Raw genomic sequence first — 16,712 nt, 5'->3', positions numbered from 1 at the left:
CGAGCGCAGCACCGCCGACTGCGGTCCCCGGACCTGCCTCGGGTCCGACGGCGGCCGATACGAGCTGGGCAACCGTCAGCGAGCGCGGCGGCCGCGCCGTGAGTCGGAGTGGTACCGGAGATCGTCACGCCCGTCATTCGGAGCCGACCGACCGGCGGATTGGCCCAACACCCGTTCAGGTGGAGATCGTGGGGGTGAGACGAAGGGGTGGGCATGGCTCAGCGCCCGGCGATGCGCGTCGCGAGGGCGAAATCAGTTGACGGTTGGAGCACCCGGGCGATTTCTTTGACGGATGGTCAAGATGCATGCTGATGAGACGGACACCGACGCAGACCTCGTCAGGAGGCTGGTCAGTGGGCGGTTTCCGCAGTGGGCGGATCTGCCGGTCGAGCGGCTCGCCTCCGGGGGTACCGTCAATGCGGTGTACCGGCTCGGTGACGCGCTGTCCGTCCGGCTTCCCCTCAGGGAGGGAGGCGTCGAGGATCTGGAACGGGAGCAACGGTGGCTGCCCACGCTCGCGTCCGCTCTGCCCGTCACTGTTCCGACCGTGGTCGCAACGGGAGAACCCGCCGAGGGGTACCCGTGGGCCTGGTCGGTACACCGGTGGATCGAGGGTGAGAATCCGGTCGAGGACCACCTCGTCGAGCCCGAGCTCCTGGCATGCGATCTGGCTGAGTTCATCAGGGCCATGCGAAACACCCACGTCGAAGGCGGTCCCAGCGCCTACCGTGGGGCTCCTCTGGCGACCGTCGATGCCGAGACACGCGCCGCGATCGAGGAGCTGCGCCACTCCGACGAACTCTTCGACGCCGACGCTGCCGTGGCCGCCTGGCAGGACGCGCTTGCCGCGCCGTCATGGAGCGCAGCACCCCAGTGGGCGCATTCCGACCTCATGCCGAGCAACCTGCTCGTCGCGCGAGGCAGGCTCACCGCGGTAATTGATTTCGCCACTGCCGGGGTGGGTGACCCCGCCTGCGATCTGATCCCCGCGTGGAACCTGCTGCCGTCCTCGGCCAGGGAGGTGTTCCGGGACGTCGTGGACGTCGACGACGCGACGTGGATGCGCGGCCGCGGCTGGGCCCTGTCCATGGCCGTCATCCAACTCCCTTACTACCGCAATACAAACCCGATCATTTCCGCCAACGCCCGTCACGTCATTCGTGAGGTCCTCGCTTCCGAGTGCCCCGGCCGTCAAGGGTCGGCCAACCGTTGACCGGGCGGTGCACACGCACTCGGGCTCGTCACGTCACGTCGGGCGAGGGGCCCTGGCATGTGGTCTCTCACGGGTCTGCTGTCCTCGCAACGTGTGGAACGTCCCTTCACAGGCACCCACGCGCGGCGCTCACCTCGTACGCGTCCCGGCCGGCAGATTCCAGTGACCCGGTCCGGCCGGACGCGCCGTCTCCTTGTCCGCGACCTGAGGCGCGCCCTTGCGTCCGGCGGGGGTGGCCCGGCGGCATCGGCCGAACATTCGCGTGGTCCGGAGCCGTCGACAACACGTGCCGGTCACTGCCTCCGTGCCCGCTCACCGTCCCCGGACGGCTTACCTGTGGCTCGCGGGCTTCGCCGCCTCCGGGCGGGCGGTGGGCGGTCCCGGGCCGTGTTGCGGTGCGATGGTCCGCTCGCAGCATGGCCAGAGGCACAGGAAACGCGAGTCCCATGAGCGGACTGGAAGGGTCTTCAACTGTTGGGGGTTTGGCTTAAGCAGGCTGGTTGATGCTGCTTCGCGTTATTGGGACGGTTCCTCGGACTCTCCCACCCGTTTCCTCCTTCCTGGTAACGGTTTCCGCTGTTGTTGTGAGGGGGGTTCCTCCTTCTCTGCGTCGTGGGACGTCGACGATCTTGGTTTCCCCGTGCATTGCGGTGCCCCGGGGTGCGGAGGGCTCGGGCGGATCGACGGGACACGGTAAGGCCGTGTCCTTGTGTGAGGGTCGTTCGTTAGTCCGATCGAAGCGCCGGGGGTGGCCGCTTCGGGGGACTGACCGGGATCGTGCGGAAAAGGAAGGGGGGATGGGTGTGGCCAAGTTGATGGCGACGGCCACCTGTACCGCCTTCCGTGGTGTCCTGGAGAGCAGCGGTGAGCGGGTCGGGCAGGGCTTGCTGTTCGAACGGGTGGGGTTTTGGGCCCGGTTGAGTCAGTCGCTGACCGGTGCTCTGGTGGCTTCGCGGTGGGACGAGGACTCGCTGGACGTGCTGGCTGCCGGGGTGGACGAGCGGGGCGAGGCGCTGCCGTCCAAGGGGTGGATGGCGATGCGCCGCCTGAACTGGCGGCAGGCCGTCACACTCCCGGCCGGGGTGTATGTGTCGGACCGGGTGCGCCGCGGTGCCGAGGAGTACGCGGCCCGGGCTCTGCGTCTGGCCCTGCGCCGGCGCACCATCGTGACCGCGATCCTGGCCACCTGGCCCACCGATCCGAGGCGGCGCACCGAGGCGGAGTGGGCGGCGCTGCGGAAGCTGCTGCCCGCCGGGGTGGCGGGTGCCGAAATCCGTAACCGCACCCGCCAGATCCGTGCGTACGTGGCCGAGCACGGGTACCGGCCCGCCGGATTGTGCGTGCTGGAGGGGCCGCCGCAGGTCGGCGAGTTGGTGCTGCTTGCCGCGATGGACCGCCAGCAGGTCACCCTGGCCAGGGTGGACGAGACCACCGCCCGTTTGCGTCTCAAGCTTCCGCTGTGTGCGGCTCCCGCCTCGGGCCGTGACTGGGCCTGGCACGTGATCGACATCCGCCTGCCCGGCACCGTCGGGGTGGACTCGGTGCTGCACACCCCCACCCTGCGCCCCACCCGGGCCGGGAGGATCGCGGTGGACCTGCCGCACTCCCGGCCCGCCCCGGCCACCAAAGCGAGCGGGCATACCGTGGCACTCGGCTTCGACTGGGGTGTGGGCACCCTGCTCACCGGCACGCTCGGCCGCCTGACCGGCAAAGGACAGACCCGGCGGGTTCTCACCGACGGGCGGCCCCTGATCTTCGACGCCACCACCGTCAGCGCCACCCTGCACCGGCTGCGCGGCGTCCGCGAGCACCTCGCCGCCAAGCGCGATCACCACCGGGCCCTCGCGGACGGCCTCGGCTCCCCGCACCTTCGCTGGGGCGAACACCTCGATCGGGCCCGGGTGCTGGAGGTCGAGCACGGGCGGGTGTGTGCCCGGATCCGGCACCTGAACGACGCACTGGCCCGGGCGGCGGCCCGCTGGGCCGTCGACCAGGCGGCAGCGCTCGGCGCGAGCGTCATCTACCTCGAAGACCTCGCCACCCTCGAAGCCCGAGGCCACCGACGTGGCAATGCCCGCCTGTCGGGGCAGGTGCGCGGCACCGTGGCCGAGGCGATGCGGCACCTGGCCGCGAAGGCGGGCATCGCGGTGGTCACCGTCCCGGCCCGCGGCACCTCCAGGCTGTGCCCCGGCTGCCTGGGCGCCCTGACCCACCACCCTGCCCCCGACCGGCTGGCCGAACGCGGCTGGAGATGGGCGCACTGCACCCGGTGCGGGCTGTCCATGGACCGCGACCATGCCGCCGCCCGCCGGATCGTCTCCCGCGGCCTGCTCGCCCAGACCCACACCACCACCGACCCCACCACCCACACCCGCACCATCCGCACCACCGTCGACGGCACCGTGACCCCGGTCCGCCGCCCGAAGAAGACCACCCGCCGCATGCGCCGCCAACACCAAGCACAGACGGCCCCGCCCCGCCCGGACGGGCCGAAGACCACCCCGGGCAAGGGTCACCCCACCCCCAGCAGGCCCACCGGTCCCCAGCACCGAGGCGCCCCGCGCGCCGCCCGAGGGCAGGCCCCGGGCCCGAAGACTTCCCGCCGTATGCCCGATGCGCGTACGGTCCCCGCCACCACCCCCACCGGGATGGTCCAGCGTCCGGCGGGGCATGACACCCAGACACCCACCCCCACCGGGCCGGTGCCAGGTCATGGAGTACCCGCCCATGTACGGCCTGAGGAAGACCTTCCTCCACCCGGACGCAGGCGGCTCTCACGCAGAACCTGTCGACGACGCACCCGCGCCGCCGAGCGGACCGGCTTCCACCACCTGCACGCCACCGCAGTCCACCCCCTCACCCCGAGGATCGGACCCCGCCCAGGCGACCGCACACGGCCACGCCGCGCCCGAAAAGCCCGGAAACCACAGGCACACACAGAGTTCTAGAGACGCTTTGCCTCCCAGCAGGGAGTAAGCCGGTCGTAGCATCGGTGCTGGTCACAGACGCATGATGAGTACATGGAAATCCGACGAACGGCGGTCCGGCGTCGGCCGTGATCCGCTCCCCGACCTGGCCGGGAGGACTCACCGACCAGCGCCTCAACGAGTCGGCTACGGCACCCTCACCGTTGCTCCCACACCCGGTTTCCAGGAAGTCAGGCGCCACCCGCACCACCGATCCCGTCTTCGACTGGCCAGGGCACGTTCGAGGGAGTGCATCAGGTGTTGGAGGTCAAGTGCTTCGGCGCCTGGGCCATTTGTCGGGCCTTCGCCTCGATCCTGACCCGAAGCGGCGGCGGCGCGCTGGTGAACATGCCGGCGCCGGCATTATCGATCCAGTGTGCACACCGCGCACGGCCCGGAGGCATCCGATGAACCACCAGCGCCCTGGAGCGGGCCCGCTCACCGTGACAGTGTTCGTCTTCCCAGGAGCGCGGCTGCTCCATGTGACCGGTCCCATTGAGGTGTTCGCGTAGGCGAACGATTTCGGCGGGCGTTATCGGGTGCAGATTGCGTCCGAGGACGGGGCGGAGGTGACCACCCCCGCCGGGAGCCGCCTCAGCGCTGACCTTTCCGTCGATGACGTAGGTGAGCCGTGCGACGTTCTGGTGATCCCGGGCGGTCCGGAATGGGAGACGCTGATCAAGAACGACGCGCTCTTGGATGTTGTCCGGCAACTGAATGAGAAGGCCCGCTGCACAGCATCGGTGTGCACGGGAGCGTTTCTGCCGGCCGCGGCCGGACTTCTGGATGGCCGTCGCGCCGCGACGCACTGGCGGCAGTCACAGCAACGGGCCCTGCGTTTCCCGTCCGTGAAGGTCGAACCGGACGCCATCTTCGTGCGGGACGGGCGGATGATGACATCGGCAGGTGTCAGCGCCGGTATCGACCTGTCCTTGGCGCTCGTCGAAGATCACTACAGTGCGGAGGTCGCTCGAGCGGTTGCCAAGGACATGGTCGTCTTCATGCAGCGACCGGGTGGCCAGTCCCAGCTCAGCGCCCGTTCCCGGGCCCCGCACACCCGCTTGGAGATGCTCCGCCGGGTCCTGGACGCGGTCGCCGAAAACCCTGGGGCCCATCACACGCTGTCGGCCATGGCCCGCGGGGCAGGCGTCAGCGTCCGTCACGTGAACCGGCTCTTCTACGGAGAGGTGGGAACCACTCCGGCCCGGTATGTGGAGCAGGTCAGGCTGGAAGCTGCGCAGGTGCTGCTGGAGACGGGGTGATGACCCCATGCCGGTAGTAGCGCGGCGCACAGGGTTCGGCTCACCCGAATCGCTCCGCAGAGCGTTTGTGCGACACCTGGGTGTGACGCCTGGTGCGTTCCGGGCAAGTTTCCGGACGACCGGCGTGGGCGCGAAGGATTTGGTGTCTGAGGCGGTCTCGCCGGAGTCGGGGCACAACGGGCCGATGGCAGCGGGCAGGCAGCTGCCTCAGGCCGGCTCAGCGGCAAAACCCGGCGCAGCGCAGGACGGAAACTGTTCCGTCCATATGCTCGTGCCCTCAGCGCTGCACCGGGTCTCCACCCTCACCGATCCGGGACACCGGAAACAGGCCGCGACCTCCCGCATCGGTGGTATGAGCATGGCGGAGATGAGGGTTCGCCGTTGGCGAAGTCGCCGAACTGGGCCTCCCACAGCACCAGAGCGTCGGGCCGAGCCACTGAGTAGCCGTACTCGAAGGCCGGTGCCGCCAGTTCGGACAACATCGATTCGTAGAGTGCGAAGCCTGCGGCCTGCGAGCCGAGCGAGCCCAGCGGCGTGTGCTCCACGCCGGTGCGCCGGTCGCATCAGGACGCGCGGGCCGCCGAGTCGACCTCAGGGATAAGACGCGACTGACCGCATCCGCCTGGTCCCACTCGGTGAGAGGCTCCGCCAGCCCTCCGGGCCGATCGCATCTTCACGGTGAGTTGCGGGTGCGGCACGATCCGTCATCGCACGGTGCAGCGGGCTGCTGGACTGGTTGGCTTCGGCAAGGGTCGGCCGCCGACTTGGACGCGGTGACCGCCGGCTTCACCAGCGAACGGAGCTCGGGCGACGTGCGGATCGGGCCCATCAGTGAAAGGAGTTGTTCAGCCCTCGTTGTGTGCCAGCATCAGATCGAAGGCGGCCGGACCGGTGGCATCGAGGGTGAGGGGTGTGGCTTGGGCCGGGTACCCCGCAGCTACGACGGTGTAGTGGTCGCCTTCGAGATCGGTGAAGGCATAGGAACCGTCCTCGGCGGTGAGTGTGCTGCCGACGACTTCGCCCGCCAGGTCGAGGAGGGTGACGCGGGCCTCGGAGATCGGGCGGCCGTCGATGGGACCGGAACGTCCCGGCCCACTTCGTCGCCCACCGCCTCGGCGTCGCCCGGGCCCCCTTCTGGCCCAGCTGCCCCCGCACCTGCCCGTAAGCCCGCGTGCCCTGCGCTCGCAACCCGCGCCGCAAGCTGTTGACCTGCACCCGGGCCAGTGGCGAACGCCGCCCGGCGGTCGCGGCGGCGCTGGAGTAGCTGTGCGGTGTCGCGGGCGGCTGTGGCCTCAGGAGGGTAGACGTGCGACGCGGAGCAGGCGAACATACGACACGCAAAGGGGCCCGAGCTGTGGCAGCTCGGCCCCCTTCGGGGTGCGCGGTAGGGATCAGGCGGCCACGGCCTCGCTCGCGTGGCCGCGCAGCCGGGCGACGACCTCGGTCAGCTGCGCGGCGACCTCGGCGTCGTCGACGGGGTGCGTCTCGGCGAAACGGGTCACCGAGCCAGGGATGGAGAGCTTGGCGTCCTCGATCACCTTGCCGCCGGCGATGCCCACGGCCTTGCGGGCCTCGTCCTGCGCCCACACGCCGCCGTACTGGCCGAAGGCGGTGCCGACCACGGCGACGGGCTTGCCGCCGAAGGCGCCGGCACCGTACGGGCGGGACAGCCAGTCGATGGCGTTCTTCAGGACGGCCGGGATGGTGCCGTTGTACTCGGGGGAGAAGAGCAGGAACGCGTCGGCGTTCTGCGCGGCCGCGCGCAGCTTGGCCGCGGTGGCCGGGACGCTGCCCTCGATGTCGATGTCCTCGTTGTAGAAGGGGATGTCGGCGAGCCCCTCGAACAGCTCGACCTCGGCGCCCTGGGGGGCGAGCTTGACGGCCGCCTCGGCGAGCTGGCGGTTGTGCGAACCGGCGCGGAGGCTGCCGACGAGCGCAAGGATACGAACAGACATAGGAACTCCAAGGTCTGAAATATTACTGTCAGGATCCGGACCGAGGTCCGTTTAGATTCCTACCAGGCTAACCGGACCGTGGTCCAGTTTCTTCCCGATGCTTTACGCTGTCTTCATGTCCAGCGCCCTGCCGCCCTTCCCGAAGCACCAGGAGCCCATAGATCAGCCGCAGTTGCTCGATGTCGGCTCCGGTGCGGACGAACCGTGCCTGCGCGCCGACGCCGCACGCAACCGCGCCCGGCTGTTGGAGGCAGCCGGCCGGCTGGTCGCGGAACACGGTGCGGCCGGCGTCACGATGGAAGCGGTGGCCGAGGCGGCATCCGTGGGCAAGGGGACCGTCTTCCGCCGCTTCGGCGACCGCACCGGCCTGCTGATGGCGCTGCTGGACCACTCCGCGAAGAAACTGCAGGCCGATTTCCTCGGCGGACCGCCGCCGCTTGGCCCTGGGGCGCCGCCCGTCGAGCGGCTGCGGGCGTTCGGCGTGGCGGCCCTGCGCCGGTCGGCCGAGCAACTGGACCTGCAACTGGCAGCGCAACCGGAAGCGGCCCGGCGGCTCGCTCATCCCTCGCTTCGGGCGCTCGTCACACACGTCACGATTCTGCTGCGGCAGATCGTGCCGGATGCCGACTGTGACCTGCTCGCCCAGGCGCTGATGGGATATCTCGACCCCGCCTTGATCCACCATCTGACGAAGCAGTGCGGGATGCCCCTGGAGCGGCTGGAAGCCGGCTGGATCGACCTGGTCTCCCGCGTCACCTGTACCGAGCCGTCCCACTGAGTCCTCCGGCTCAGCGGGTGGGCGGCGGAACTCAGGCGTGGCGGGTGGCGGTCGGTCCGGTGGAAGGACGTGTTTCCTCGTAGGCCGGAGGCGCCGAGTTCACCCGATTCGGGAAGGTCCTTGCGGACGGTGTTCATGCCGGAACTTCTGCCGACGCTCCTTCAGGACGGCGCCTGCCGGTTCTGATCGGTGCTCAGCCAAAGGCGGATGAGGTCGCGGCGGCGCTCCGGCTCGGGGTGGTCCACGTACTCGGTGCGGCTGTGGAGGGTGACGTGGTTGTTCAGGAACTGCATGGCGCCCGGGCGCAGGTCCATGGCAAGCAGGAAGCGGCGATCGCTGTTGAGGCGGTCGAGCAGCTCCATCGCCTCCCGTTGCGCAGGGCTGAACGCCGGCACGTGGGCGCCGCGCAACGCCGAACGCATGTAGTCGGGGCCGTAGGACGTGGACGGTCGACCTGCACTGTCCGTGGTGTAGACGGCGCTCTGATAGAACCTGTCGGGCCCGTCCCCGGAGCGTCGGTCGCGCCACCAGGGCCGGTACAGCACCTCTGCCAGGTCGGGGCGGGTGCGCACGACCTCGTTGTGCACCGCGACCGAGCTGACGATGCAGCTGAGCCCGCCGGACTTCGCCGGCCGGATGCACAGCAGCGCGACGATGTCAGCGAGCTGCGCCCGGACAGCAGCGCGGAGCGCTTCGTCGTCGGTGTCGAGTGCCAGGGCGGCTTGACCTGAGCGATTCTTTGGGAGCCGGGCGCCATGTACACCAATCCCGCCGTTTGGCTGAACCGGGGCCACGGTCCCGTGCCGGAGGAGGAACGGACGTCAGCGGGCGACGAGCAGGACAACGCCGAAGACGCAGGTCACCACACCGATGCAGACTGTGACGGCCAACAGACAGCGCGTTTTGAGAAACCGGTAGCGGGTGGCGTACTCGATGACGAGTTCGGCCGAACGAGCGGAGACCCGGGCGTCGATCGCCCTCGAAGCGGCGGTCCAGTCGGCGGCGAAAACACGTTCGATTTCGGCCCTCTGGGCAACCGTCAGCCAGGGAAGCCGCTCGGCGAACCGGATGGCCCGGCGGCGCGCTTCCTCGTCCTCCGCACTCGACAGGAGGTAGTCGTCGAGCCCGGCGAGCGGGCCGTCGTCCTCCATGTCAGCCCCGATGAACACGCTGTCCTCCGGCAGGTGTCCTCACTTCTGTTCGTCCCCCGGCGCCGCCGCCGCCGCGGCCGGACGTCTGTCGATCTCCTCGATGGAGCTGATCTCCGGGTGATGGAGGTCGAATGCCGGTGATTCGGAGCGGATCCGTGGCAGCACGAGGAAGTTGTGCCGCGGGGGCGGGCACGACGTCGCCCACTCCAGCGAACGGCCGTAACCCCACGGGTCGTCGACCTCGACCGGCTTGCCGTACTTGGAGGTCTTCCACACGTTGTAGAGGAACGGCAGCATCGACAGTCCGAGGAGGAACGAGGAGATCGTCGAAAACGTGTTGAGCGCGGTGAAGCCGTCGGCGGCGAGGTAGTCCGCGTAGCGACGTGGCATGCCCTCCGCGCCGAGCCAGTGCTGCACCAGGAACGTGCCGTGGAAGCCCACGAACAGCGTCCAGAACGTGATCTTGCCGAGCCGCTCGTCCAGCATCTTGCCGGTGAACTTCGGCCACCAGAAGTGGAATCCGGCGAACATCGCGAAGACCACGGTGCCGAACACCACGTAGTGGAAGTGCGCGACGACGAAGTACGAGTCCGAGACGTGGAAGTCCATCGGCGGCGAGGCCAGGATGACGCCGGTCAGACCACCGAAGAGGAACGTCACCAGAAAGCCGATGGACCAGAGCATCGGAGTCTCGAAGGACATCGAAGCGCCCCACATCGTGCCGATCCAGTTGAAGAACTTCACACCTGTCGGCACGGCGATCAGGAACGTCATGAACGAGAAGAACGGCAACAGCACACCGCCGGTGACGTACATGTGGTGCGCCCACACGGTAATCGACAGGCCCGCGATGGCGATCGTCGCGGAGATCAGACCGACATATCCGAAAATCGGTTTTCGGCTGAAGACTGGAATGATTTCGGAAACAATGCCGAAGAACGGTAGCGCGATGATGTACACCTCCGGATGGCCGAAGAACCAGAAGAGGTGTTGCCAGAGCAGCGCGCCGCCATTGGCCGCGTCGAACACATGCGCACCGAACTTGCGGTCCGCCTCCAGCGCGAAGAGCGCGGCGGCGAGCACCGGGAAGGCCAGCAGGACCAGCACACCGGTCAGCAGGACGTTCCACACGAAGATCGGCATCCGGAACATCGTCATGCCGGGTGCGCGCATGCAGATGATCGTGGTGATGAAGTTGACCGAACCGAGGATCGTGCCGAAGCCGGAGAAGGCCAGTCCCATGATCCACAGGTCGCCGCCGATGCCCGGCGAACGGACGGCGTCCGAGAGCGGGGAGTAGGCGAACCAGCCGAAGTCCGCCGCACCCTGCGGGGTGAGGAAGCCGCTGACGGCGATGATCGAGCCGAAGAGGTACAGCCAGTACGCGAACATGTTCAGCCGCGGGAACGCCACGTCGGGCGCGCCGATCTGCAGCGGCATGATCCAGTTTGCGAACCCGGCGAACAGCGGCGTCGCGAACATCAGCAGCATGATCGTGCCGTGCATCGTGAACGCCTGGTTGAACTGCTCGTTCGACATGATCTGCGTGCCGGGGCGGGCCAGCTCGGCGCGCATGAAGAGCGCCAGCACACCGCCGATGACGAAGAACGCGAACGACGTGACCAGGTACATCGTGCCGATCGTCTTGTGATCGGTGGTAGTCGCCCATTTCACGACGATGCTGCCCGGCCGCTTTTGCTTTGCAGGCAGTTCGTCCTCGTACGAATCGTCGGAATCAGCCGGTCCGACGGTGACCCTGTTCGCCACTTCAACGCTCCTTCGGCCGACGGCATACCGGCCACGCGGGCACTGTAGGCGAGTGGATCCCGGCCGGCGAAGTGAGCTGCTGGGCATTCGGCCGATCGGAGTAGAGATCGGGTCCGCATCCGGGTGATTGCGCTTTCATATGCCCAGGCCGGAGCGAACAGAAGTGACGTTGTTTTCCTGTTCAGGAAGTGCCCCGCCAAAGCCGTCCCTGCCCGCGCCGTCGGCCCCCACGAGCTGTTCGTCGGTGTGTCCGGCCGAGTGCCGATCAGTCCACGCTTTCAGGCGTCACCCGATGGCGATGCGCCGGTGGGCGCCCGGCCTGCCCCAGGCCCCAAGGGCATCCATCGTGGCGCGCGGTACCTCGGGTGAACTGGATCCCGAGATCCTGCTCAAGGTTGGACCCGGTTGCAGATCGGATGCCCCACCTTGTTGGACGCCCCACCTTGTTGCACATGTAGGGGGATGCGGCGACGGCCCGCCGGGCGAACCGGCCGGCCGCCGCGCGACGTCAGGGTCGGCCGCCGGGCTGGAAGAAGGGGCCCGCAGGAGCGAAGTTCCGCGAGCAGACACCCGTGTCCTCACACCTCAGGTACGTCGGCATCCAGGGGGTTCACCAGTGCCGTGCCAGGGTGCGTGGTCGTCACCTGATTGTTTGGAGGAGCTCACACAATGGGCGCCCGGAGGACGACGGCGGTCGTCGGCGCCTTGCCGATCGGCACCCGGACGGATTTCCTCCACGGCAGCGTGACGCGCCTCTCGACGGCCGTCCGCCGGGACTCGCGGCGGGTGAGGCAGGGGAGTTCGGCCGCCCCGGTCCCTGTGGCCTCGTGCGTGACCGTGAACGCCCCGCAGGTTGTCCACTCCACCGGCGCCGAGTTGACCTGGCCCGCGTACACCGACCCGTCGACCGCGACCGGCGACGACATCGTCGAGTACCAGGTCCACCGCAGCGTCTTCCAGTCCTTCACCCCGTCCTCGCAGACCCTCGTCTCGCCCGTGGCGAACGACCGGACGGCGTTCACGGACTCGACGGCCACACCGACCCCGGCGGATTCGGCCGACTCGTTCGGCAACGTCTTCTACTACATGGTCGCGGTGAAGACGAAGGACGGGCAGATCATCCCGGCCCCGACCCAGATCGTCCGACTGCCCAAGGCGGGGCGGACGACCATGGTGCTCCAAGGCATCGGGACGGACACCACGCTGGCCTCGGCCCAGCCGACCAGCGGTCACGACCAGCTCTCCGACTCGGACATCAACCGTACCTGGCTGTCGGTGGGCAACAACTCGTCCACGTACGGCAAGACCCGGTCCCTGCTGAAGTTCCCGCTGTCCGGCATCCCGGCGAGCTCACGGGTCCTGGAGGCCCAGCTCGACCTGTGGGGCTTCACCACCACCACGGGCACCGACGGTGCGGTGTACGAGGTCCACGGTCTGACCAAGGACTTCGACGAGACCGCAGCCACCTGGAACAACACCACCGCCACCACCCCGTGGACGACCGCGGGCGGCGACATGGACGCGGCCGTCGCGGACACGGTCGGCACGGTCACCAACGACCCCGCGCGCCAGAGCTGGTACCTCACCTCGCTGGCACAGAACTGGGTCACGAACCCGGCCAGCAACAAGGGGCTGGCGCTCCGACTGCAGGACGAGTCGGCGGCGGGACCGCAGGAACGGACCGTCTTCCTCTCCTCGGAGGCGGAGGAGGCGCAGCTGCGCCCGCAGCTCGTCGTCACCTAGATCGACAAGTCGACGGAATCCACGTACTTCGCGCCGTACACCCCCGCGCGAATGACCCCGGGCGACGACTACACCGTCGATGTCACCCTGACCAACACCACCACCTCCGTGTGGCGGGCCGCCGACCGGTCGCTCTCCTACACCTGGACCCTGCCGGACGGCACGGACGCCACCACCGGCGGGAACCAGCTGCGCACGGCACTGCCCAAGGACGTCTATCCGGGAGAGTCGGTCACCATACCGGCCGCGCTGCGCGCTCCGATCAACTCGGACTCGGGCAACAAGCGCCTCGACTACGTCCTCAAGTGGGATCTGCGCGACGTCACGGCGGGCACCTGGCTGTCGGCGACGGAGTCCATCGCGCCGCTCACGCAGAACGTCCGCGTCGAGGACCCGACGTCCAACCAGCTCGGCCTGGAGAAGTTCTACTCGTATGCGGGCAAGAACACCGGTGCCGGCAGCTCGCTGATGACCAACCTGTACGCGGGCAACACGGTCTGGCAGTACAACGCCTTCACCAACCCGGGCCGCGGTCTGCAGACCGCGGTGCGCTTCGCGTACAACTCGCAGGACACCTCCGACACGGTGCTCGGCCACGGCTGGTCGGCCCAGGCCGCCATGCCGCTGCGGCTCGGTGCGGCGCTGGACTTCCACCCCAACCCGAACCCGACCGAGGTGACCCTCCCGGACGGCGACGGCACGGACCATGTCTTCCGCAAGCAGCCGGACGGCACGTGGAAAGCCCCCGCGGGTGTGCACTACCTGCTCCAGCAGGGCTCCGGTGTGGACTGCACCCCGGACAAGGACGGAGACCCCAAGGCCTGGTCGCTGACGCGCCCGGACCGGTCCCAGTTCTTCTTCGACTGCGACGGCTTTCTCACGTCGATCGCCGACAAGAACGGCAACACGCAGAGCTATACCTACGAGGAGCGCAAGTCCAACAACAAGCCCACCAAGTTCCTCCGCTACCTCACCGATCCGGCGGGGCGGCAGTCCCTCACCGTCGAGTACTACGCCAAGGGCCAGTCGTATCCGTACATCAATGACGCGGGTACGAAGGTCACGGGCAGCAACCTCACCAACCCGAAGGTCATCGACCACGTCAAGTCGATGACGGACGTCTCCGGGCGGAAGATTTCCTTCGTCTACTCCGACAAGCGGCTCCTCGGTGAGCTGACCGACGGCGACGGCTCCGCCCAGCCCAAGGTCTTCGGGTTCGTCTACGACGCGACGCAGGGCAACAAGAACGTCAAGCTGGTCAAGGTGACGGACCCGCGGGGCAACTCGACCTCGCTGGACTATTACTACCCGCAGACCGGGGACGACCCGAAGTTCCACTGGAACACCAAGGCGATCACGGACCGGCTCTCCTTCGCGACCGATTACGAGTACCGGGATCCGGACGGTACCGCGGGCTCGTTCATCGAGACCAAGGTGACGGACGCGGAGAACAACACCACCACCCATCTCATGGACGGCTTCGGCCGCCCGACCGAGATCACCAACGCGAAGCTGGAGGCCTCGAAGCTCGCCTGGGACGCGGACAACAACGTCACGCGTCTTGAGGAGGCCAACGGCGCCGTCTCCACATGGTCGTACGACCCGAAGACCGGCTACCCCCTGGAGAAGAAGGATGCCGAGGCCAACAAGAACGGCACTCCGGCTCAGACCTTCACCTACTCCACCGGCCTAACAACACCTACTCCTTCGACTACGACCCGCAGGACCGGATCGCCAAGGTCACCAAGTCCGGTGACGCTCCTTCCACCGAGTCGTACACCTACGACAGCAACAGCAACATCGTGTCGCAGACGGTCGACGGGCAGACCCAGACGTCCCGCTTCGACCGCAACCGTCTGCTGTCCACCTCGGCCGGCGGTGTCACCTCCACCTACAACTACGACCCGCTCGGCCGTGTCGACACCGTGAGCAGTGGCGGTCAGACGGAGCAGAAGTACTACTACGACGGCTTCGACCGGACCGTGAAGACGCGGGCCGGATCGGGCGCCGCCGCGGTGACGACGTCCTACGTCTTCGACCCGTTCGACCGGACCGTGTCGCAGACGACGTCCGGCGCGCAGGCCAGGACCACGGCGTTCACCTACCTCGGCATCGACAAGTTGGTCCTGCGCGAGGAGCTGAACGGCAAAGCCGACAAGTCGTACCAGTATCAGGCGTCCGGGCAGCGTGCCACGCAGATCAAGCACAAGGACGACGGGACCAAGGAGTATTCGCAGTACGTCACCAGTCCGCGCGGTGACGTCGAGGCCATCACGAAGGAGAGCGGCAACACCCGGTCCACGTACGGCTACACGGCCTACGGATCGGACGACAAGTCCCAGATGACCGGTGCGGACAAGCCGGACGCGGCCAACCCCGACAAGGACTCGTACAACGCCTTCCGCTTCAACTCTTCCCGCTGGGACAAGGCGTCGGGCACGTACGACATGGGATTCCGCAACTACGACCCGGGGCTGAACCGGTTCCTGACCCGTGACATGTACGGCGGCGCGCTGGCCGATATGTCGCTGGCCTCGGACCCGTTCACCGGCAACCGGTACTCGTTCGCCGGTGGCAACCCGATCAGCTTCATCGAACTCGATGGGCATCTTTTCGGGCTCTCACTCTCCGACATCGGTCACGCGACGCTGGACGTGGTGGGTCTGATCCCGGTCGTGGGTGAGGTCGCCGACGTCGCCAACGGCATCTGGTATGCCGCCGAAGGCAACTACGTCGACGCGGCCCTGTCGATGTCCTCGGCCATTCCGCTCGTCGGCTACGGCGCCAGCGCCGTCAAGGCCGGCAAGTACGCCAAGAAGGGAGTCGAAGCACTCGACACCGCCAATGACGTCCGCAAGGCGGAGGACAAGGCCGAGGCGGCCGTCGACGCCGGCAGCACCGCCCGCAAGGCCGACGGAGCCGATGCCCCTTCGGCCCCGAAGGAACCGGCTGCCCCCAAGGCCTGCAAGAACAGCTTCGTCCCAGGCACCCAGGTGGTCCTCGCGGATGGCTCCACCAAGGCCATCGAGAAGCTGACCGAGGGCGACCAGGTCCTGGCCTCGGACGTCGAGCGCGGCGACCTCCAGTCCCGCGAGGTGCTGAGCGTCCGCAGCCATGAGGGCTCCAAGCACCTGGTCACCGTCACCGTCGACACCGACGGCAAGAAGGGCAAGGCCACCGGAAAGGTCACGTCGACCGAGGCCCACCTCTACTGGCTGCCGGACGTCGGCCGTTGGGCCAGGGCGGACGCCCTCAAGTCGGGGATGTGGCTGCAGACCTCGTCCGGCACGTAGGTGCAGATCACCGCGGTTTCGCACACGACCCGGCAGGAGCGTGTCCACAACCTCACGGTGGACGCCGTCCACGACTATTACGTGCTGGCGGGCGGCGCCAGGATCCTTGTCCACAACTGCAACGAACAGATCGCCAAGGATCTCGACAAGCGTGTGCAGCAGATGCACGGCAAGCTCAACAAGAAGGCTCAGAGCAAGCGCACCACGGCCATGATCAGGGCCGACAAGGGCGACGGAACCTTCGTCGATGTCCTCGCATCCAGCGGGGACCGCATCGTGGACCCGAAGATCCGCAACGCGATGAAAACGGACGGCTCGGAGATTCTGGCCGACGTCATTCCCGGGGACGCGGAAGTGAGCGCTCTTGCCCACATCAAGAAGATGGGGTGGACTCCTGTAGCCGGTGCTGCCAACCGGCCGGTCTGCCCCTGGTGCCAGAACGAGCTGTTCCAACCGTTCAGCGACACCGTGGGCGCCGCCCGCCTTGTGGGGACTCACTGGAAGACTGTGATCCTCAACAAGTTCCGGAAGACACCGAGTGGGGATGCCCTCACCGGCGCCCGGTCGTTCGCTTGGTAGGGGAT

13 protein-coding genes and 1 pseudogene are annotated in these 16,712 nt (G+C 68.0%); 8 read left to right on the top strand and 6 right to left on the bottom strand.

The genetic code is table 11. The features are described from left to right. Nucleotides 1-301: 301 nt before the first annotated feature. From OG395_RS09715 to OG395_RS09705, 3 genes are all read left to right on the top strand, one after another. A complete protein-coding gene (locus tag OG395_RS09715; RefSeq protein WP_327242515.1) occupies nt 302-1,213 on the top strand; it encodes an aminoglycoside phosphotransferase family protein in 912 nt (303 codons plus the stop codon). 797 nt (nt 1,214-2,010) lie between these two features. Beyond that, on the top strand, nt 2,011-4,161 hold the full coding sequence (locus tag OG395_RS09710; protein ID WP_327242514.1) for a zinc ribbon domain-containing protein: 2,151 nt from the start codon (nt 2,011-2,013) through the stop codon (nt 4,159-4,161). Between the two features lie 587 nt (nt 4,162-4,748). Next, nucleotides 4,749-5,441: a GlxA family transcriptional regulator gene (locus OG395_RS09705; RefSeq protein WP_327242513.1), complete on the top strand. Its 693-nt coding sequence runs from the start codon at nt 4,749-4,751 to the stop codon at nt 5,439-5,441. Between the two features lie 377 nt (nt 5,442-5,818). Here the strand turns inward: OG395_RS09705 and OG395_RS09700 are convergent. From OG395_RS09700 to OG395_RS09690, 3 genes and pseudogenes are all read right to left on the bottom strand, one after another. Then, a pseudogene (locus OG395_RS09700) lies at nt 5,819-6,001 on the bottom strand (hypothetical protein); the annotation flags it as partial. A gap of 285 nt (nt 6,002-6,286) precedes the next feature. Next, nucleotides 6,287-6,499, bottom strand: a complete 213-nt coding sequence (locus OG395_RS09695; RefSeq protein WP_327249298.1) for a carboxypeptidase-like regulatory domain-containing protein — start codon at nt 6,497-6,499, stop codon at nt 6,287-6,289. A gap of 333 nt (nt 6,500-6,832) precedes the next feature. Then, a complete protein-coding gene (locus tag OG395_RS09690) occupies nt 6,833-7,396 on the bottom strand; it encodes an NADPH-dependent FMN reductase (protein WP_327242511.1) in 564 nt (187 codons plus the stop codon). A 97-nt stretch (nt 7,397-7,493) separates the two neighbouring features. Between OG395_RS09690 and OG395_RS09685 the strand changes: the two genes are divergently transcribed. After that, entirely contained in the window at nt 7,494-8,174 is a 681-nt protein-coding gene (locus OG395_RS09685) for a TetR/AcrR family transcriptional regulator (protein ID WP_327242510.1), read from the top strand. Between the two features lie 161 nt (nt 8,175-8,335). On the opposite strand, the gene OG395_RS09680 is transcribed toward OG395_RS09685, so the two are convergent. Genes OG395_RS09680 through ctaD form a run of 3 tightly spaced genes read right to left on the bottom strand, consistent with a single transcriptional unit; the run spans nt 8,336 to nt 11,092 of the window. Further along, complete coding sequence (locus tag OG395_RS09680; protein ID WP_327242509.1) at nt 8,336-8,968, bottom strand: TauD/TfdA family dioxygenase; 633 nt, start codon at nt 8,966-8,968, stop codon at nt 8,336-8,338. Nucleotides 8,969-8,995: 27 nt separating this feature from the next. Further along, nucleotides 8,996-9,343: a hypothetical protein gene (locus OG395_RS09675; RefSeq protein WP_327242508.1), complete on the bottom strand. Its 348-nt coding sequence runs from the start codon at nt 9,341-9,343 to the stop codon at nt 8,996-8,998. A gap of 21 nt (nt 9,344-9,364) precedes the next feature. Beyond that, nucleotides 9,365-11,092: an aa3-type cytochrome oxidase subunit I gene (gene ctaD / locus OG395_RS09670; protein ID WP_327242507.1), complete on the bottom strand. Its 1,728-nt coding sequence runs from the start codon at nt 11,090-11,092 to the stop codon at nt 9,365-9,367. Between the two features lie 669 nt (nt 11,093-11,761). On the opposite strand from ctaD, the gene OG395_RS09665 reads away from it, so the two are divergent. The 4 genes from OG395_RS09665 to OG395_RS09650 all read left to right on the top strand — a co-directional run bounded on the left by OG395_RS09665 (nt 11,762) and on the right by OG395_RS09650 (nt 16,707). After that, a complete protein-coding gene (locus OG395_RS09665) occupies nt 11,762-12,835 on the top strand; it encodes a DNRLRE domain-containing protein (RefSeq protein WP_327242506.1) in 1,074 nt (357 codons plus the stop codon). Nucleotides 12,836-12,886: 51 nt separating this feature from the next. Next, nucleotides 12,887-14,764, top strand: a complete 1,878-nt coding sequence (locus tag OG395_RS09660) for a DUF6531 domain-containing protein (RefSeq protein WP_327242505.1) — start codon at nt 12,887-12,889, stop codon at nt 14,762-14,764. A 413-nt stretch (nt 14,765-15,177) separates the two neighbouring features. Continuing rightward, nucleotides 15,178-16,128, top strand: a complete 951-nt coding sequence (locus tag OG395_RS09655) for an RHS repeat-associated core domain-containing protein (RefSeq protein WP_327249297.1) — start codon at nt 15,178-15,180, stop codon at nt 16,126-16,128. Then, a complete protein-coding gene (locus OG395_RS09650; protein ID WP_327242504.1) occupies nt 16,129-16,707 on the top strand; it encodes a hypothetical protein in 579 nt (192 codons plus the stop codon). Nucleotides 16,708-16,712: the final 5 nt, after the last annotated feature.

Origin of the sequence: Streptomyces sp. NBC_01320 (assembly GCF_035974375.1) — a bacterium.
GTDB classification, from domain to species: domain Bacteria; phylum Actinomycetota; class Actinomycetes; order Streptomycetales; family Streptomycetaceae; genus Streptomyces; species Streptomyces yanii.
Note: the sequence above shows the minus strand (reverse complement) of the source record. Positions and strands in the feature narration are given on the sequence as shown.